General features: G+C 63.1%; 15 protein-coding genes. 13 read left to right on the plus strand and 2 right to left on the minus strand.

From position 1 onward, the window contains the following. Nucleotides 1–10 precede the first annotated feature (10 nt). The 12 genes from J3P75_RS02255 (at nt 11) to madM (ending at nt 14,826) form a co-directional block, all read left to right on the plus strand. The gene (locus J3P75_RS02255; RefSeq protein ID WP_434709187.1) at nt 11–5,932 is read left to right on the plus strand and encodes an Hpt domain-containing protein; all 5,922 of its coding nucleotides are present in this window, start codon (nt 11–13) and stop codon (nt 5,930–5,932) included. Beyond that, nucleotides 5,925–6,395: a chemotaxis protein CheW gene (locus J3P75_RS02260; RefSeq protein WP_434709188.1), complete on the plus strand. Its 471-nt coding sequence runs from the start codon at nt 5,925–5,927 to the stop codon at nt 6,393–6,395. The genes J3P75_RS02255 and J3P75_RS02260 overlap by 8 nt, the downstream gene beginning before the upstream one ends. Before the next feature lie 530 nt (nt 6,396–6,925). Next, nucleotides 6,926–7,291: a DUF6124 family protein gene (locus J3P75_RS02265; protein ID WP_206414526.1), complete on the plus strand. Its 366-nt coding sequence runs from the start codon at nt 6,926–6,928 to the stop codon at nt 7,289–7,291. 321 nt (nt 7,292–7,612) lie between these two features. Then, nucleotides 7,613–9,283 carry a malonate decarboxylase subunit alpha gene (gene mdcA, locus J3P75_RS02270; protein WP_434709189.1) on the plus strand — a complete coding sequence of 557 codons (1,671 nt, stop codon included), beginning with the start codon at nt 7,613–7,615 and terminating at the stop codon, nt 9,281–9,283. Next, on the plus strand, nt 9,283–10,140 hold the full coding sequence (locus J3P75_RS02275; protein ID WP_434709190.1) for a triphosphoribosyl-dephospho-CoA synthase: 858 nt from the start codon (nt 9,283–9,285) through the stop codon (nt 10,138–10,140). Before mdcA ends, J3P75_RS02275 begins: the two co-directional genes overlap by 1 nt. Beyond that, on the plus strand, nt 10,140–10,439 hold the full coding sequence (locus tag J3P75_RS02280; RefSeq protein ID WP_056786420.1) for a malonate decarboxylase subunit delta: 300 nt from the start codon (nt 10,140–10,142) through the stop codon (nt 10,437–10,439). The genes J3P75_RS02275 and J3P75_RS02280 overlap by 1 nt, the downstream gene beginning before the upstream one ends. Beyond that, a complete protein-coding gene (locus J3P75_RS02285; protein WP_434709191.1) occupies nt 10,432–11,283 on the plus strand; it encodes a biotin-independent malonate decarboxylase subunit beta in 852 nt (283 codons plus the stop codon). Before J3P75_RS02280 ends, J3P75_RS02285 begins: the two co-directional genes overlap by 8 nt. Continuing rightward, nucleotides 11,280–12,065 (plus strand): biotin-independent malonate decarboxylase subunit gamma, encoded by a 786-nt coding sequence (gene mdcE, locus J3P75_RS02290; protein WP_434709193.1) that lies wholly within the window; start codon nt 11,280–11,282, stop codon nt 12,063–12,065. The genes J3P75_RS02285 and mdcE overlap by 4 nt, the downstream gene beginning before the upstream one ends. Beyond that, nucleotides 12,059–12,679 carry a malonate decarboxylase holo-ACP synthase gene (locus J3P75_RS02295; protein WP_434709194.1) on the plus strand — a complete coding sequence of 207 codons (621 nt, stop codon included), beginning with the start codon at nt 12,059–12,061 and terminating at the stop codon, nt 12,677–12,679. Before mdcE ends, J3P75_RS02295 begins: the two co-directional genes overlap by 7 nt. Continuing rightward, nucleotides 12,676–13,596, plus strand: a complete 921-nt coding sequence (mdcH, locus tag J3P75_RS02300) for a malonate decarboxylase subunit epsilon (protein ID WP_434709195.1) — start codon at nt 12,676–12,678, stop codon at nt 13,594–13,596. Before J3P75_RS02295 ends, mdcH begins: the two co-directional genes overlap by 4 nt. A 67-nt stretch (nt 13,597–13,663) precedes the next feature. After that, nucleotides 13,664–14,056: a malonate transporter subunit MadL gene (madL, locus tag J3P75_RS02305; protein WP_093097491.1), complete on the plus strand. Its 393-nt coding sequence runs from the start codon at nt 13,664–13,666 to the stop codon at nt 14,054–14,056. 5 nt (nt 14,057–14,061) lie between these two features. Beyond that, nucleotides 14,062–14,826, plus strand: coding sequence for a malonate transporter subunit MadM (madM, locus tag J3P75_RS02310; protein WP_038861195.1), 765 nt, complete (start codon nt 14,062–14,064; stop codon nt 14,824–14,826). A gap of 217 nt (nt 14,827–15,043) precedes the next feature. Here the strand turns inward: madM and J3P75_RS02315 are convergent, their stop codons facing one another. Further along, the gene (locus tag J3P75_RS02315) at nt 15,044–15,964 is read right to left on the minus strand and encodes a LysR family transcriptional regulator (RefSeq protein WP_434709196.1); all 921 of its coding nucleotides are present in this window, start codon (nt 15,962–15,964) and stop codon (nt 15,044–15,046) included. Nucleotides 15,965–16,104: 140 nt separating this feature from the next. Here J3P75_RS02315 and trhA point away from each other — a divergent pair, with 140 nt between their 5' ends. Further along, nucleotides 16,105–16,722 (plus strand): PAQR family membrane homeostasis protein TrhA, encoded by a 618-nt coding sequence (trhA, locus tag J3P75_RS02320; protein ID WP_007964065.1) that lies wholly within the window; start codon nt 16,105–16,107, stop codon nt 16,720–16,722. 114 nt (nt 16,723–16,836) lie between these two features. Here trhA and J3P75_RS02325 read toward each other — a convergent pair whose 3' ends face one another. Continuing rightward, complete coding sequence (locus tag J3P75_RS02325; RefSeq protein ID WP_434709197.1) at nt 16,837–17,556, minus strand: 16S rRNA (uracil(1498)-N(3))-methyltransferase; 720 nt, start codon at nt 17,554–17,556, stop codon at nt 16,837–16,839. Nucleotides 17,557–17,684: the final 128 nt, after the last annotated feature.

Genomic DNA, 17,684 nt, shown 5'->3' on the forward strand with positions numbered 1-17,684 from the left:
TGGAGTGGTTATGGGTGCCCGGCACGACTACGTGGCCCTCGAGTGGGTCAAAGGCGCAATCGCCGATACGCTGAAGCAGGCGCATCAGGCGATTGAAGCCGTGCTGGATGATCCGCAGGCCTTTCCGGGACTGGACGAGTGCCTGGATTACGTCCATCAGGTGCACGGCAGTTTGCAGATCATCGAGTTCTACGGCGCCGCGCTGCTCGCCGAAGAAATGGAGCACTTGATCGAAGCCCTGCAACACGACCGCGTCAATCATCGCGATGAGGCCCTGCACCTGTTGTTGCAAGCCCTCGGGCAGTTGCCGATGTACCTCGAACGCGTACAGAACGCGCGGCGTGACCTGCCGCTGGTGGTGCTGCCGCTGATCAATGATCTGCGCAGCGCCCGTGGCGAAAGCCTGCTGTCGGAAACCAGCCTGTTCAGCCCGCAATTGCCTGAACTGGCGCCGCTCGGCGCGCAGGCGCTGGCGCAACTGCAACCGCCGGAACTGCCGAACGTGCTGCGCAAGCTGCGCCAGACCCTGCAAATGGCCCTGGTCGGCCTGTTGCGCGAACAGGATGACCCGGCTCATCTCGGTTATCTGGGCAAAGTCTTCGCCCGCCTCGAAGCGTTGAGCGGCGATGCGCCGCTGAGCCCGTTATGGCAGATCGCGGCGGCGCTGGTCGAAGGCATGCGCGACGGCGTCATTGCCAACAGCCCGGCGCTGCGCAGCCTGTTCAAGGAGGCCGACAAAGAGCTCAAGCGCCTGCTCGAACAAGGCATGGCCGGGCTCAACCAGCCCGCGCCGCCGGAGCTGCTGAAAAGCCTGTTGTTCTATATTGCCAAAGCCGAACATCCCACCGGGCAGATGCTGACCATGAAAGATCGCTACTCCCTGGACGACGCGCTGCCTGACAGCGCAATGGTCGATGAAGAACGCGCACGCCTCGCCGGGCCCGATCGCGACGCGATGCGCTCGGTGCTCGCGGCGCTGTGCGAAGAACTGGTGCGGGTCAAGGAGCGTCTCGATCTGTTCGTGCGCAGCGACCGTCAGCACGCAGCAGATCTGGACAGCCTGCTCGCGCCGCTGCGGCAGATCGCCGACACCCTCGCAGTGCTCGGGTTCGGCCAGCCGCGCAAGGTCATCATCGATCAATTGGCGGTGGTGCTCAGCCTGGCGCAGGGTCAACGCGAACCGAACGACGCGATCCTGATGGACGTCGCCGGCGCTTTGCTCTACGTCGAAGCGACCCTGGCCGGGATGGTCGGCACCGTCGAAACGGAAAGCGCGGAAGACGCGCAACTGCCGACCACCGATCTGACGCAGATTCACCAGATCGTGATCAAGGAAGCGCGCATCTGCCTGCAACAGGCCAAGGACATGATCGCCGACTACATCGACGCCGACTGGGATCGCCAGCAACTGCAAGCGTTGCCGGCGCTGCTGACGCAGGTGCGCGGTGCGCTGGCGATGATTGCCTTGAGCCGGGCGGCGAGTCTGGTCGAGGCCTGCAACGGCTTCATTCGTGAACATCTTCTGCTCGATCCGCATGAGCCGGGTTGGCAGCAACTGGACGCGCTCGCCGATGTCATCAGCAGCCTCGAATACTATCTCGAGCGCTGGGGCGACGACCCGCTGGCGCCGAGTGAGCAACTGCTGGACGTGGCGCAGAAGCGCCTCGCCAGCCTCGGTTTCTTCCCCGACGATCACGCCGACGAGGCGCCCGGCGAGCAGCAGGTGCCGGTGCTCGACGAGGTGCTCAGCCCCGATGAAGCACTGGTGATGCAGGATCTACAAACGCTGGATGATCCAGAGGTCGTGCAATCGCTGGCCGACGTCCTCGCCAGCCCGGTTTCGGCGGTCAACCCGCCGGCACGCAGCACCCCCGAAAGCCTGCTGCCGCCGCCCGCCGATGAAGAACCGGTCGATGACGAGTTGCGCGAGGTGTTCCTCGAAGAGACCGACGAAGTGCTCGCCGTCCTGCATGAATACCTGCCGCGCTGGAGCGCCGATCCACAGGATCGCGAAGCGCTGAGCGAACTGCGCCGGGCCTTTCATACGCTCAAGGGCAGCGGGCGTATGGTCCGCGCGCTGATCCTTGGCGAGCTGGCGTGGGCGGTGGAGAACTTGCTCAACCGCGTGCTGGAGCAAAGCGTCGAACCGGGTTCGGTGGTGCAGCGCTTGCTCACCGACACCGTTTTGCTGCTGCCCGAACTGATCAGCGAATTCGCCACGCAGCGCCAGCGTCAGCGCAGCGATGTCGACCAACTGGCCGCCCGTGCCCATGCGCTGGCCAAGGGCGACGAGCCGCTAGCCGCTGAAGACGTCGACGATGTCGCCGCGCTCGATCCGCTGCTGCTGGAGATTTTCCGTAAAGAGGCGGAAACCCACCTCGCCAGCCTCAACCGCTTCCTCGACCAGGCGGCCGAGCATGTGCCGCTGCCGGCCAGCGATGAATTGCAACGCGCCCTGCACACGCTCAAGGGCAGCGCGTCGATGGCCGGCGTGGTGCCGATTGCCGAACTCGCCGCGCCACTCGATCAACTGGCCCGCGAATTCAAGGCGCACCAGTTGCCGCTGGACCTCGACGAGGTCGAGTTGCTGCTGGAAGCCGAAGGCCTGCTACGCGTCGGCCTGCGCCAGCTCAAGCACGATCCGCTGGCGCCGATTGTCGGTGCGCAGTCACTGATCAAGCGCGCGCAAAGCCTGCTCGCCGAGCGACTGGCGTCGATCCTCGATGCGCCGGACACCGGCCAACGGGTCAAGCGTGATCCGCAACTGATCAACAACTTTCTCGCTCAGGGCATGGACATCCTGCTCGACGCCGAAAGCCTGTTGCAGCGCTGGCAGCAGCATCCCGGCGAACGCCAGGAACTGAGCGCCTTGCTCGACGAACTGACGACCCTCGGCGAAGGCGCGCATCTGGCCGATCTGCTCTCGGTCGACGTGCTCTGCGAGGCCTTGCTCGACCTTTACGGCGCTGTCGAAGAAAGCAGCCTGGCGGTCAGCGAGCGGTTTTTCCACGAAGCGCAGCAGGCCCACGAAGCGCTGATCAACATGCTCGACGAACTGGCCGCCGGCCAGGAAATCACCCCGCAGCCCGAGCGCGTTCGTGCCCTGCATGAACTGCTCGATGAAAGCCTTGATCCTTCGTCCATGGGCCTGATCCGCAGCGACGGCAGCCGCACCCTGAGCATCCGCGAGCTGGGCAGCGCCACCGCCGAATTGCAGCAATCCGCCGCACCGCTGGCGGCGGACGACGAAATCGTCGAGATCTTCATAGAAGAGGCCATCGACATTCTCGACAGCGCCGGCCAGGCCTTGCAGCGCTGGCTCAGCGAACCGGATAACGGTGCACCGCTGTCGTCGTTGCAGCGCGACCTGCACACCCTCAAGGGCGGTGCGCGGATGGCCGAGGTCGAGGCGATCGGCGACCTCGCGCAAGAACTGGAAAACCTTTACGAAGGTCTGGCTGATCGGCGTTTCAGCCACAGCAGCGCGCTGGCGCAGTTGCTGCTCAACGGCCATGAGCGTCTGGCGTTGCTGGTCGAGCAACTGCAAGCCCGGCAAGCGCTGGAGCCGGCGCAGGCCTTGATCGAAGCGCTGCGCCAGGCGCGCCATGGCGCGAGCGCCAGCGAAACGCCGACAGCCAGCGCCGACCCTGACAGCGGCGGCCACGATCCGGAATTGCTGGAAATCTTCCTCGAGGAAGGTTTCGACATCATCGAAAACTCCGGCGCCGCGCTGCTGCGCTGGCAGGCCGAGCCGGGCAACCGCCAGGAAGTGGAAACCCTGTTGCGCGACCTGCACACCCTTAAAGGCGGCGCGCGGATGGTCGAGATCGGCCCGATCGGCGACCTCGCCCACGAACTCGAATACCTTTACGAAAGCCTGTCCTCCGGCGCCTTGCAGCCGTCGGCAGAGCTGTTCGCTCTGGTACAGCGTGGCCATGACCGGCTCGCGCAAATGCTCGACGGGGTGCGCGCCGGGCAACCGTGCCCACCGGCGGACCGCTTGATCAATGCGATCCAGAATTTCAGCCATCCGCTGAGTGCCGAAGTGCCGCCAGCGCCGCCATTGCCGGCGAAATCCGAGCCGACGCCAGCGCCCGCCGAGGCCGCTGCGGACATGGTCAAGGTCTCCGCCGAACTGCTCGATGAGCTGGTCAACCTGGCCGGAGAAACCTCGATCTTCCGTGGCCGTATCGAGCAGCAGGTCAACGATGCGCAAGTCGCGCTGAACGAGATGGAAACTACCATCGAGCGCATGCGCGATCAGTTGCGCCGCCTCGACACCGAAACCCAGGGGCGGATTCTCAGTCGCCAGCAAGTCGACGGCGAACGCCTTGGCTATGAAGAATTCGATCCGCTGGAAATGGACCGCCATTCGCAGTTGCAGCAACTGTCGCGGGCCTTGTTCGAATCGGCGTCCGACCTGCTCGACCTCAAGGAAACCCTCGACCGGCGCAACCACGACGCGGAGAACCTGTTGCAGCAACAGGGGCGCGTCAACACCGAATTGCAGGAAGGTCTGATGCGTACGCGCATGGTGCCGTTCGAGCGCATGCTGCCGCGGCTCAAACGCATCGTCCGCCAGGTCGCTGAAGAGCTGCACAAGGACGTCGCTTTCGTCGTCGGCAACGCCGAAGGCGAGATGGATCGCAACGTGCTGGAGCGCATGGCCGCGCCGCTGGAACACATGCTGCGCAACGCCGTCGACCATGGTCTGGAGTCCGCCGAAGTGCGGCTGGCGGCAGGCAAACCGGCACAGGGGCGGATCACCCTCGACCTGTCCCGTGAGGGCGGCGACATCGTTTTCGATATTCGTGATGACGGCGCCGGGGTGCCGCTGGAAGCGGTGCGGCGCAAGGCGATCAAACGCGGCCTGCTCGCCCCGGAAGCGGAGATCAGCGACCGCGACGTGTTTCAGTTCATCTTGCAGCCGGGGTTTTCCACGGCGGAAAAGATCACCCAGATTTCCGGGCGCGGCGTCGGCATGGACGTGGTCCACGAAGAAGTGCGTCAGTTGGGCGGCAGCATGAGCATCGATTCGGTGCCGGGGCAGGGCGTGCATTTCCGTATCCGGCTGCCGTTCACCGTGTCGGTCAACCGTGCATTGATGGTGCAGTGCGGCGAGGATCAATACGCAATTCCGCTGCACACCATCGAAGGCATCGTGCGCGTATTGCCGAATGATCTGGAAGGGCACTTTCGTCAGGACCCGCCGCGCTATCACTACGCCGGCCAGACCTATGAACTGTGCTACCTCGGCGAGCTGCTGAAAACCGCGCCACGACCGAAACTGCTCGGGCAGAATCTGCCGCTGCCGGTGTTGCTGGTGCACTACAACGACCGGCGCATCGCCGTGCTGGTCGACGCCATGGCCGGTACCCGGGAAATCGTGGTGAAGAGCCTCGGCCCGCAGTTCGCCGCGTTGCAGGGCGTGTCCGGCGCGACGATCCTCGGCGATGGCCGGGTGGTGCTGATCCTTGACCTGCTCGCACCGATCCGAGCGATGCAGGCACGGGTGGCGCAGCAGCCAGCCCTGAGCGACCTCGACAGCGAACCGCAGAAACCGTTGCTGGTGATGGTGGTCGACGACTCGGTGACGGTGCGCAAGGTCACCAGCCGCCTGCTCGAACGCCACGGCATGAACGTACTGACCGCCAAGGACGGGGTTGACGCCATGCTGCTGCTCGAAGAACACCTGCCTGACGTGATGCTGCTCGACATCGAAATGCCGCGCATGGACGGCTTCGAAGTCGCCACGCAAGTGCGCAACGACGAACGCCTGCAGCACCTGCCGATCATCATGATCACCTCGCGCACCGGCCAGAAACACCGCGACCGCGCCATGGCCATCGGCGTCAACGATTACCTCGGCAAGCCGTATCAGGAATCGGTACTGCTCGAAAGCATTGCCCACTGGAGCAACAGACATGCATGAACACGGGCACTCGTTGCGCAGCAGCCAGCTCACCGGCCTGTTGTTGCCGCTGGCGGATCGCAATCTGATCCTGCCCAACGTCGCCGTCGCCGAACTGATCGACTACCAGGCCAGCGCCTTCGACCTCGACACACCACCGTGGTATCTGGGCCGGGTGACCTGGCGCGAGCGGCAGATCCCGCTGATCAGTTTCGAGTCAGCGTGCGGGCAGAAGATCGTCATCGGCGAGCGGGTACGGATTGTGATCTTGAATGCGCTGGGCGGGCTGCCGGAGCTCAGGTTCATCGCATTGCTGGTGCAGGGCATCCCGCGCTCGTACAAGCTCGACAGTCAGTTGAGTTACGTCGACGTGCCGCTGTGCAGGCTGGAGCGGGCGGCAGTACAGGTCGGCGAACAGGTGGCGAAGGTGCCGGATTTGTTGGCGCTGGAGCAGTTGTTGGTGGAGGCGGGGCTGGTCCATTGATCCAGAATGGGTGGTGCTCAGACGGGCCTCATCGCTGGCAAGCCAGCTCCCACAGGGTTTTGTGTGGTACACCGAATTCGGATACCACTCGGACTGTGGGAGCTGGCTTGCCAGCGATGGGGCCAGTTACATCACCAAATTCTTACAGGAAAATCCTCAATTTCTGCAGTGCAATAAACACCATTTAACCAAGCTGTTTAAAGACACTCGGCGTTACGGCTCACCAGCCTACAAATCCTTGCGCCGCTGCCTACGCATGCACCAGAATCCGCCGGCTTGTGCGCCTTGGGCTGGCTGCGTAACTTGATTCCGTCACTGATTTCCAGTGATCGGGTTTAGTAGCCCGTCATATTTGGGGCGTATAGCTCATCAGACAGTCAGGTACTCCATGCCTGCACTTTATGGTGGTTGTGCGCAGGGCGCCTTCGGGCGCGCCGGTTTCCCAGATCCCCGGTCTACTAACCTGCGCACAGCTGCCTCCACTTCTTTTAGTAGGGAAGCGATGGCTAGCCCGAATGAGGATCTGGTAAATGTTCAAAGTAACGCCTAACCCCCCGCTCACCGACCCCGCATCCCCCTACGAATCCACCGACTCAAAGAAATTCCACGAAGCCGCCGAACGCGCGCTTGACCACTACCTCGGTCCGACCAACGCCGACCTTATGGCCACGCCCTACACCCCCAACACGCTGTATATGGCCAACCCAAATGCCGACACCGAATCTCTGCTGGCCGACGCCAGCGAAACCCTCGGCTCCGCCACCGTCATGCTCAACAATCATGCGGCGATGGTGGAGGGCACGCACCGCAAGACCGTGCAGGGTATTGCGCAAGTGGTGATGGTGGCGGAGATGGCTGTGAATCGTGTGTTGGACAGGTTGGTGCCGACGGAGTGACTTCAAAGCCGACCCTCACCCCAGCCCTCTCCCGGAGGGAGAGGGGGCCGACCGAGGTGTCTGGCGTTGTACATCGACCTGAAAAACCGAGTCGATTATGGAGCTGGTAAACCTGGGTAAATCCCGGATTCAGTGCAACATTGCCAGGCCGTCGCAATTCCCGAATATCCCCCAATCGGTCCCCTCTCCCTCCGGGAGAGGGTTAGGGTGAGGGCGCTCTTGATCATTACGCTGAACGTAACGATTCACCACCGTGCTTGATTGATGCCCCCACCTCACACGCCTACCTTGGCTCCACGACAGCGAACCCGTGGAGTGAGCATGACAACAATAATTTCCCCCGACTCGCGCTGGACGCGGCGGCGCGATGAGAAGCAGCGCCGGCTCGACAAGGTGCGCGGGCTGGCCGATGGTGCGGTGTTGCCCAGCGACAAGATCGTCGCCGCGCTCGAAGCGCTGATCCATCCGGGCGACCGTGTGGTGCTGGAGGGCAATAACCAGAAGCAGGCGGATTTTCTTTCGCGTTCCCTGGCCAAGGCCGACCCGCAAAAGCTTCACGACCTGCACATGATCATGCCCAGCGTCGGCCGCTCCGAGCACCTTGATCTGTTCGAACGCGGCATCGCCCGCAAGCTCGATTTCTCTTTCGCCGGCACCCAGAGCCTGCGCATCAGCCAGTTGCTTGAAGACGGCCTGCTCGAAGTCGGCGCGATTCACACTTACATCGAACTCTATGCACGGCTGGTGGTGGACCTGATCCCCAACGTCGTACTTTCGGCCGGGTTCATGGCCGACCGCGCCGGCAATATCTACACCGGCCCCAGCACTGAAGACACCCCGGCACTGATCGAACCGGCCGCGTTCAGCGATGGCATCGTCATCGTTCAGGTCAACCAGTTGGTGGATGACGTCAGCGAACTGCCGCGCGTGGACATTCCTGCCTCATGGGTCGATTTCGTCGTGGTGGCCGACAAGCCGTTCTACATCGAACCGCTGTTCACCCGCGACCCGCGCCACATCAAGCCTGTGCATGTGTTGATGGCGATGATGGCAATCCGCGGGATCTACGAAAAACACAATGTGCAGTCGCTCAACCACGGCATCGGTTTCAACACCGCCGCCATTGAGCTGATCCTGCCGACCTACGGCGAATCCCTCGGCCTTAAAGGCAAGATCTGCCGCAACTGGACCCTCAACCCGCACCCGACGCTGATCCCGGCGATCGAAAGCGGCTGGGTCGAAAGCGTGCATTGCTTCGGCACCGAACTGGGCATGGAGAACTACATCGCCGCCCGGCCAGACGTGTTCTTCACCGGCCGCGACGGCTCGCTGCGTTCCAATCGTATGGTCTGCCAACTCGCCGGGCAGTACGCGGTTGACCTGTTTATCGGCGCGACATTGCAGGTCGATGGCGACGGGCATTCCTCGACGGTGACCCGTGGTCGACTGGCCGGTTTCGGTGGCGCGCCGAACATGGGCCATGACCCGCGCGGTCGCCGTCACGACACCCCGGCGTGGCTGGACATGCGTCACGGCGATGCGCCGCAACCGATGCTCGAACGCGGCAAGAAACTCGTGGTGCAAATGGTCGAGACGTTCCAGGAGGGCGGCAAACCGACCTTCGTCGAAACCCTCGACGCGGTCGAAGTGGCGAAGAAAAGCGGCATGCCGCTGGCGCCGATCATGATCTACGGCGACGACGTTACCCACCTGCTGACTGAAGAAGGCATCGCCTACCTGTACAAGGCGCGCTCGCTGGAGGAGCGCCAGGCGATGATCGCCGCGGTGGCCGGCGTCACCGCGATTGGCCTGCGCCATAACCCGAAAGACACCGAGCGCATGCGCCGCGAAGGCTTGATCGCCTTGCCCGAAGACCTCGGCATCCGCCGCACCGACGCCACCCGCGAACTGCTCGCGGCGAAAAGCGTGGCGGATCTGGTCGAGTGGTCCGGTGGCCTGTACAACCCGCCCGCCAAATTCAGGAGCTGGTAATGCACGCATTCAACCTGCAAGCACAACCGCTGTCGCTGGCTGATCGCTTGGCCGATCTGGCGGTGGACGCGTTGATCGACGAAGCCGACCTGTCGCCGAAACCGGCGCTGGTCGACCGTCGCGGCAACGGCGCCCATACCGATCTGCACCTGGGCCTGATGCACGCTTCGGCGTTGGCGTTGTGGCCGGCGTTCAAGGAAATGGCCGAGGCCGCGCTGCACATGGGCGAAGTCGGTCTGCCGTTGCGCGAAGCGATTGGCCGGATTGGTCGCGAAGGCGAGCAGGCGATGCTCGCGACCACTAACGGTGTGAATACCCATCGCGGCGCAATCTGGGCGCTGGGTCTGCTGGTCACCGCCGCCGCGCTGCAACCGAGCTCCGTCGCTCTTTGTGCGGCACGCCTGGCGTTGCTCGACGACCGCTACGCACCGAAGCCACTCAGCCACGGCGCTCAAGTCGCCCAGCGTTACGGCGCACGCGGTGCTCGCGAGGAAGCGCAACTCGGCTTCCCCTCGGTGCTGCAACGCGGCTTGCCGCAATTGAAGAACAGCCGCGCCAACGGCGTCGGCGAACAGAACGCCCGGCTCGACGCCTTGCTGGCGATCATGACCGAGCTGGCCGACACCTGCGTGCTCTATCGCGCCGGCGAACAAGGCCTGCACGCCATGCAAAGCGGCGCGCAAGCGGTGCTCGATGCCGGCGGCAGTGCCAGCCTGACAGGCCGCCGTCGCCTGCACGAACTGGATCAACAACTCATCGCATTGAATGCCTCGCCCGGTGGCGCCGCCGACTTGCTCGCCGCCACGCTGCTGCTCGACCGAATCGAGCGCGACGGCATCCTTCAGGGAGCGTTTTGATGGAAAGCCTATCGTTTGAATTTCCCGCCGGGCAGCCGCCACGCGGGCGTGCGCTGGTCGGTTGTGTCGGCTCGGGCGATCTGGAAGTGCTGATCGAACCTGGCCTGGCCGGCAAGCTGACGATCAACGTGCAAACCTCGGTCAACGGCGCGCAACAGCGCTGGCAGCATCTGTTCGCGCGGATGTTCGACGGCACCACGCCACCGGCGATGGCCATCGATATCCACGATTTCGGCGCGACGCCGGGGGTGGTGCGCTTGCGTCTGGAACAGGGTTTCGAGGAGATCGGCCATGACTGACAGCGCCGCGTTGCTCAACAAACACAGCTTCGTTGAACTCGGCGCGCGGCAACGGGCGAAAGCCTTGCTCGACGCCGGGACGTTTCGCGAACTGCTCGATCCGTTTCAACGGGTCATGTCGCCGTGGCTGGAACGCCAGGGCGTGGTGCCGCAGGCCGACGACGGCGTCATCATCGCCAAGGGCAGCCTCGACGGTTTGCCCGTGGTGATTGCGGCGATCGAAGGCGCGTTTCAGGGCGGCAGCCTTGGCGAAGTCGGCGGGGCGAAAATTGCCGGCGCGCTGGAACTGGCCGCCGAGGACAACCGCAAAGGCATACCGACCCGAGCGGTGCTGCTGCTGGAAACCGGTGGCGTGCGCTTGCAGGAAGCCAACCTCGGCTTGGCGGCGATTGCCGATATTCACGCAGCGATTGTCGATTTGCAGCAATACCAACCGGTGGTCGCCGTGGTCGCCGGCAGCGTCGGTTGCTTCGGCGGCGTGTCGATTGCCGCGGCGCTGTGCAGCTATCTGCTGGTGACTCAGGAAGCACGTCTTGGCCTGAACGGCCCGCAAGTCATCGAACAGGAAGCCGGGATCGAGGAATATGACTCACGCGACCGGCCGTTCATCTGGAGCCTGACCGGTGGCGAGCAGCGCTTCAACAGTGCTCTGGTGGATCGTTACGTTGGTGATGACGTGGCGCAGATTCGTCAGCAGGTCGGCGAATTGCTCCAGCAGGGTTTGCCGGCGCAGCCACGCAGCCAAAGCGCCGAGTGGTTCCTGCAGCGTCTGGGCAGTCTGAACACTGACCAGCAAATCGAGCCCTCGGTGGTTCGCGATCTGTATCAAGGAGAGCGCTCATGAGCGGTTATTCATTGCGCGGTTTGAACTGGTTCAACGCCTTGAGCGCGGGCGCTAAAAATGTCGAAGGCCTGCCGCCGTCGTTGAAAGTTGCTGACGCTGAACTCGGGCGTTTTATCGCCGTGGTCGCTGACCCGGACAATCGTTTCCCACGTGCTCGCAACGGCGAAGTCGGCTTGCTCGAAGGCTGGGGGCTGGCCAAGGCGGTGGATGACGCGATCAGCGCTGATCGCGATAACGCGCAAAAGCGCCCGATCATCGCCATCGTCGATGTGCCGAGCCAGGCCTATGGTCGGCGCGAAGAAGCGCTCGGTATTCATCAGGCGTTGGGCGGCGCGGCGGGCAGTTATGCCCGTGCACGGCTGGCCGGGCATCCGGTGATTGCCTTGCTGGTCGGCAAGGCCATGTCCGGAGCGTTTCTGGCGCACGGTTATCAGGCCAACCGCCTGATCGCCCTGCGCGATCCCGGCGTGATGGTGCATGCGATGGGCAAGGCGTCGGCGGCGCGGGTGACGTTGCGCAGCGTTGAAGAACTGGAAGCGCTGGCCGCCAGCGTGCCGCCGATGGCTTATGACATCGACAGCTACGCGAGCCTCGGTCTGCTCTGGGAAACCCTCTCGGTGCAGCAGATTGAACAGCCGACGGCAGAGGATCTGGCGCGCGTCAGCGAATGCCTCAAGCAAGCCATCGGCGATATCACCGGCACCGACCTGAGCAATCGCCTCGGTGCCAGCAATCGCGCGGCGTCGAGCAAGGTTCGCGAATTGCTGAGGGCGCAGTGGTGAACATGCCACTGGCCCACGACCTGCTCTGGGGCATGATCCCGGCGCAGTTGCCGGCGGATGCGCCGCAGTGGGCGATCGAGTCGCTGGCCGCCGGGCAACCGGTGGTGGTGCGGCGCGCGCTGAGTGCTGGAGGTCTGATTGCGGTGGGCGTGCGTGGGTTGCTGCGTGAGCAGCGGCTGGCGGCGTTCATGCGCGTCGATTCGATTGTGCGGCGGGTCAGTCCTGAAGCGTTGTGTCATGTCGACAGCGCGCGTGATCTGCCGGTCATGCAAGCGCTCAGGCAATTGCGGCCGATGCTCGATGACTGTGGTTGGGTCTGGGGTGTCAGCGGCAGTGTCGGCTTTGAGCTGGCCAGCGGTTTTGCCGCGATGCACGCGGCCAGCGACCTCGATCTGATCCTGCGCGCAGCGCAACCGATTACCCGTCAGCAGGCACGCGCGCTGGTCGCGTTTTTTGATCGAGCCGCGTGCCGGGTCGACATGCAATTGCAAACCCCATTCGGCGCGGTGGCGTTGCGCGAATGGGCCAGTGGGTCGGCGCGGTTGCTGCTGAAAAATGCGCAACAGGCGCAATTGGTGGTCGATCCATGGCAGCCGCAGGAGCAGGCAGCGTGAGCAGTCTGCTGGTGTTCCCCGGCCAGGGCGCGCAGCAAGCCGGCATGCTCCAGCGTTTGCCTGGGGAAGTGTTGACCGAGGCCAGCGATGTGCTCGGTGAAGATGTCTTGCGGCTGGATTGCACCGAAGCGTTGCGCACGACGCGGGCGGTTCAGCTGTGCCTGCTGATCGCCGGCGTCGCCGCCTCACGGCAGTTATTGCAGGAAGGGCTGACGGCGGATTACGTCGCAGGCTTGTCCATCGGCGCCTATCCGGCTGCAGTGGTCGCCGGGGCCTTGAGCTTCAGGGACGCGTTGCATCTGGTCAGCCTGCGCGGTGAGCTGATGCAGCAGGCTTATCCACAGGGCTACGGCATGACCGCGATCATCGGACTGCAATTGTCCACAGTCGAAACGCTGCTGGCGCAGGTGCACGGCGAGGATTCGCCGGTGTATCTGGCCAATATCAACGCCGATAATCAGGTGGTGATTGCCGGTAGCGACGAGGCCATGCAAGCGGTGGCCGAACTGGCGCGCAGTCGTGGCGCCGGTCTGGCGAAGCGTCTGGCCGTGAGCGTGCCGTCGCACTGTCCGCTGCTGGACGAACCGGCGCAAACCCTCGCCGAAACCTTTGCCAGGGTTGAATTGAAAACCCCGAAAATCGCTTACCTGAGCGGTAGCCGTGCGCGGCCTGTGACCAAGGTAGAAGCGCTGCGCGACGACCTCGCCTTCAATATGTGCCGCGTGGTGGACTGGCGCGGCACCGTGCAAAGCGCCTACGAGCGCGGCGTGCGTCTACAAATCGAACTGCCGCCCGGTGCGGTGCTGACCGGACTGGCGCGCCGGATGTTCGAGCAGGGCACCGTCACGGCCTTCGACAGTGCCCGCCTCGACACCCTGCAAGCGCTGTTGCGAGAGGAGGGTGGCCGCCAACTCTAAAACCGCCGCGACTCAAGCTTCGAACAACAAAAACAACATTCGACGATGCACTTTGAGGACTACAACAATGATTATTTACGGTGTGGCGTTTCTCGCCTTTTGTACGCTGGTCGGTATCTGGATCGGTGAATTGCTCGGCAAGCTGATCGGCGTGCCGGCCAACGTCGGCGGTGTCGGCATTGCGATGCTGCTGCTGATCGGCCTCGGCAGTTATCTGTACAAAAGCGGCTGGCTCAAGGGCAAGACCGAGCAGGGCGTGGAGTTCTGGAGTGCGATCTACATTCCCATCGTGGTTGCCATGGCGGCGCAGCAGAACGTCTACGGCGCGCTGAAGGGCGGGCCGATGGCAATTCTCGCCGGCACGCTGGCCGTGGTGATCGCCTTTGCTCTGGTGCCTGTGCTGACGCGCATGGGCAACAAGCAACAGACGCCGATTGCTCCAGCCAAGACTGCGGGGTAATCGCCATGTACGAATCGATGATGAAAGTGATCACCGGCTACGGCCTGATCAGCGGCTTTTTGATTGTCGGCCTGACCATGTGGGTGTCCTACTGGATGTCCAACACCTTCACCAAGGGCCGCCTGCACGGCTCGGCGATTGCCATTCTGCTCGGCCTGGTGCTGTCGTATGTCGGCGGCGCGCTGACCGGCGGGCAGAAGGGCGTGGTGGATATTCCGTTGTTGTCCGGTATCGGCCTGCTCGGCGGCGCCATGCTGCGCGATTTTGCGATTGTCGCCACCGCGTTTGGTGTCAGCGTCGACGAGCTCAAACGCGCCGGGTTTGTCGGTGTGCTGGCGTTGTTTGTCGGCGTCGGCACCTCGTTTGTTGCGGGCGTGGGTGTGGCGATGGCGTTCGGTTACACCGATGCGGTCAGCCTGACCACGATTGGCGCGGGCGCTGTGACGTATATCGTCGGGCCGGTGACCGGCGCGGCGATTGGCGCCAGTTCCGAGGTGATGGCGCTGTCGATTGCGGCGGGGCTGATCAAGGCGATTCTGGTGATGGTGATGACACCATTCGTGGCACCAATGATCGGCCTGAACAACCCGCGCAGTGCGGTGATTTTCGGCGGCTTGATGGGCACTTCCAGCGGCGTCGCTGGCGGGTTGGCGGCGACGGATCCGAAGCTGGTGCCTTATGGTTGCCTGACGGCGGCGTTCTATACCGCGCTTGGCTGTTTGCTTGGGCCTTCGCTGTTGTTTCTGGCGATGCGTGGGTTGATGGGCTGACTGCCGAAAAGCTAACCCTCACCCTAGCCCTCCCGAAACGTCGGACCGCCCAAAGGGAGAGGGGACTGACCGAGGTGGATGCATGAGTTTCATCGACCTGAAATTTCTGAGTCGAACTCAGGTTCTGAAAAGCCCCCGATCTGCTCCCTTTCCCCTCTCCCCCTTGGGGGAGAGGGCTGGGGTGAGGGGGTAGCTCTTGATCTTGATCTTCTGTCGATCATGGGCTGACCTGGCGATTGGCATACATCCGACACTCCGCCAGCAACGCCAGCAAATTCGGGTCCCTCTCCTTGGCCTTCAAGAACACCACCCCGATGTGCTGCTGCAACCGATACTTTTCCTGCAACGGAATCAGCTTCACTCGATTCTCGTACACCGCCGCAATCCGCCCCGGCAACAACGCATAACCCACGCCCGAGCTGACCATGCTCAACAAGGTGAAAATGTCATTCACCTGCATCGCCACTTTCGGCTCGAACCCCGCCTGCCTGAACACCCGGTTGCCATCCTGATGCGTGGCGAAGCCCTGGGTCAGGGTGATGAAAGTTTCATCGCGCACCTCGGCCAGATCGACTTCACTGCGCTGGGCGAACTTGGAATCCGCCGGTGTGGCGAGAAAGATGTCATCGGAAAACAGCGCAATCTGCTCGCAGTCCGGGTCGTTGATGCTGTCGTCGAGCGACACCAGAATCGCGTCGACCTCCATGTTTTTCAGCTTGTAGAGCAGGTCGATGTTCGAGCCGAGGATCAGGTCGATGTTGAGTTCGCTGCGACGGATTTTCAGGCCCATGATCAACTGCGGCACGGTCTTCACCGTCAGCGAATACAGCGAGCCAAGCTTGAAGCGTTCGGCCGAGAACCCGGCGGCTTCGCGGGTCAGGCGCACGCTGTCGACCACGTCGTTAATCAGCTTCTGCGCACGTTCTTCCAGCACATAAGCACTTTCCAGCGGCGTCAGGTTGCGCCCTTCGTGTTTGAACAGCGGGCAGCGCAGGGCACTTTCCAGCGAATGAATGGCGCGGTGCACGCTGACGTTGCTGGTCTGCAATTCGGCGGCGGCGCGGGCGAGGTTGCCGGTGCGCATGAAGGCGAGGAACACCTCGAGTTTTTTCAGGGTCAATTCTTCGTCGATCAGCATGGCGCGGGCTCTTTTTGGTGTCGACCGATTGTGCCCAATTCCGGCGTGCCGCGCAGGCGCGGTTGAACAGAAACATTGCGCTTTTACGCTCAAGGCCCGAGCCTTGCGCGCTGCGGTGATGAAGACGAGGTGTGAAACACATGTATCACGGGGAAAAACTCAACGCCTGGACCCATCTGGTCGGGGCGGTGGCGGCGTTTATTGGCGGCGTGTGGATGCTGGTGATCGCCAGTCTCGACGGCAGTCCGTGGAAGATTGTCAGCGTGGCGATCTACGCGTTCACCCTGCTGGTGCTCTACAGCGCCTCGACCGTGTACCACAGCGTGCGCGGGCGCAAGAAAGCGATCATGAAAAAGGTCGATCACTTTTCGATCTACCTGCTGATTGCCGGCAGCTACACACCGTTTTGTCTGGTAACCCTGCGCGGGCCATGGGGCTGGACGCTGTTCGGGATCGTCTGGGGGCTGGCGCTGATCGGCATCCTGCAAGAAATCAAACCGCGCTCGGAGGCGCGGATCCTGTCGATCGTGATTTACGCGGTGATGGGCTGGATCGTGCTGGTCGCGGTCAAACCGCTGATCGCCGCGCTGGGCACGGCGGGGTTTGCCTGGCTGGCGTCGGGCGGGGTGTTGTATACGGTGGGGATTATCTTTTTTGCCCTCGACCACCGGCTGCGCCATGCCCATGGGATCTGGCATCTGTTCGTGATTGCCGGGAGCTTGCTGCACTTTGTGGCGATTCTGTTTTATGTCTTGTAGACCGAGGCGCTGCCAATCGCTAGCAGGCTAGCTCCCACAGGTGATCTCCAGTGAATACAGAATTTGTGCACACCCAAAATCCAGTGTGGGAGCTAGCCTGCTAGCGATGAGGCCTTAGAAGTCACCCCAAAGCTGCTGGGCTACCGCCAGCGCTACAACCGGCGCGGTCTCGGTGCGCAGCACCCGCGGGCCGAGGCGGGCGGCGTGGAAGCCGTTGCCTTTGGCCTGCTCGACTTCAGCATCGGACAAGCCACCTTCCGGGCCGATCAAAAACGCCAGCGTCGCCGGTCGGGCATGACTGACCAGCGGCTCGGCCACTGGGTGCAGCACCAGTTTCAGCTCGGCTTCGGTCTGCTTGATCCAGTCCGCCAGCAATACCGGTGGATGAATCACCGGCACTCGTGAACGTCCGCATTGCTCACACGCGCTGATCGCTACCTGCCGCCAGTGCTGCAGGCGTTTGTCGGCACGTTCGTCCTTGAGACGGACTTCGCAGCGGTCGCTGAAGATAGGGGTGATTTCATTCACGCCCAGTTCGGTGGCTTTCTGAATCGCCCAATCCATGCGCTCGCCCCGGGACAAGCCCTGGCCGAGGTGGATGTGCAGCGGCGACTCGACCTGACCCGGCAGTTGCTCGTCGATCTGCACGACGACGCGCTTCTTGCCGACCTCAACCAGCGATCCGCGAAACTCATGGCCGGAACCGTCGAACAACTGCACCGAATCGCCTTCGGCCATGCGCAACACGCGGCTGATGTAATGCGCCTGGGCTTCCGGCAGTTCGTGTTCGCCGGTGCTCAGCGGGGCGTCGATAAAGAAGCGGGACAGTCTCATGCGGGGTCTCTTTAAATTGATCGTTCCCACGCTCTGCGTGGGAATGCCTCACCGGACGCTCTGCGTCCGCTGTTGGGACGCGGAGCGTCCCGGGCTGCATTCCCACGCGGAGCGTGGGAACGAGCGGT

The sequence above is a fragment of the Pseudomonas sp. R1-1 genome, assembly GCF_051132135.1.
In the GTDB taxonomy this organism is placed as follows: Bacteria; Pseudomonadota; Gammaproteobacteria; order Pseudomonadales; family Pseudomonadaceae; genus Aquipseudomonas.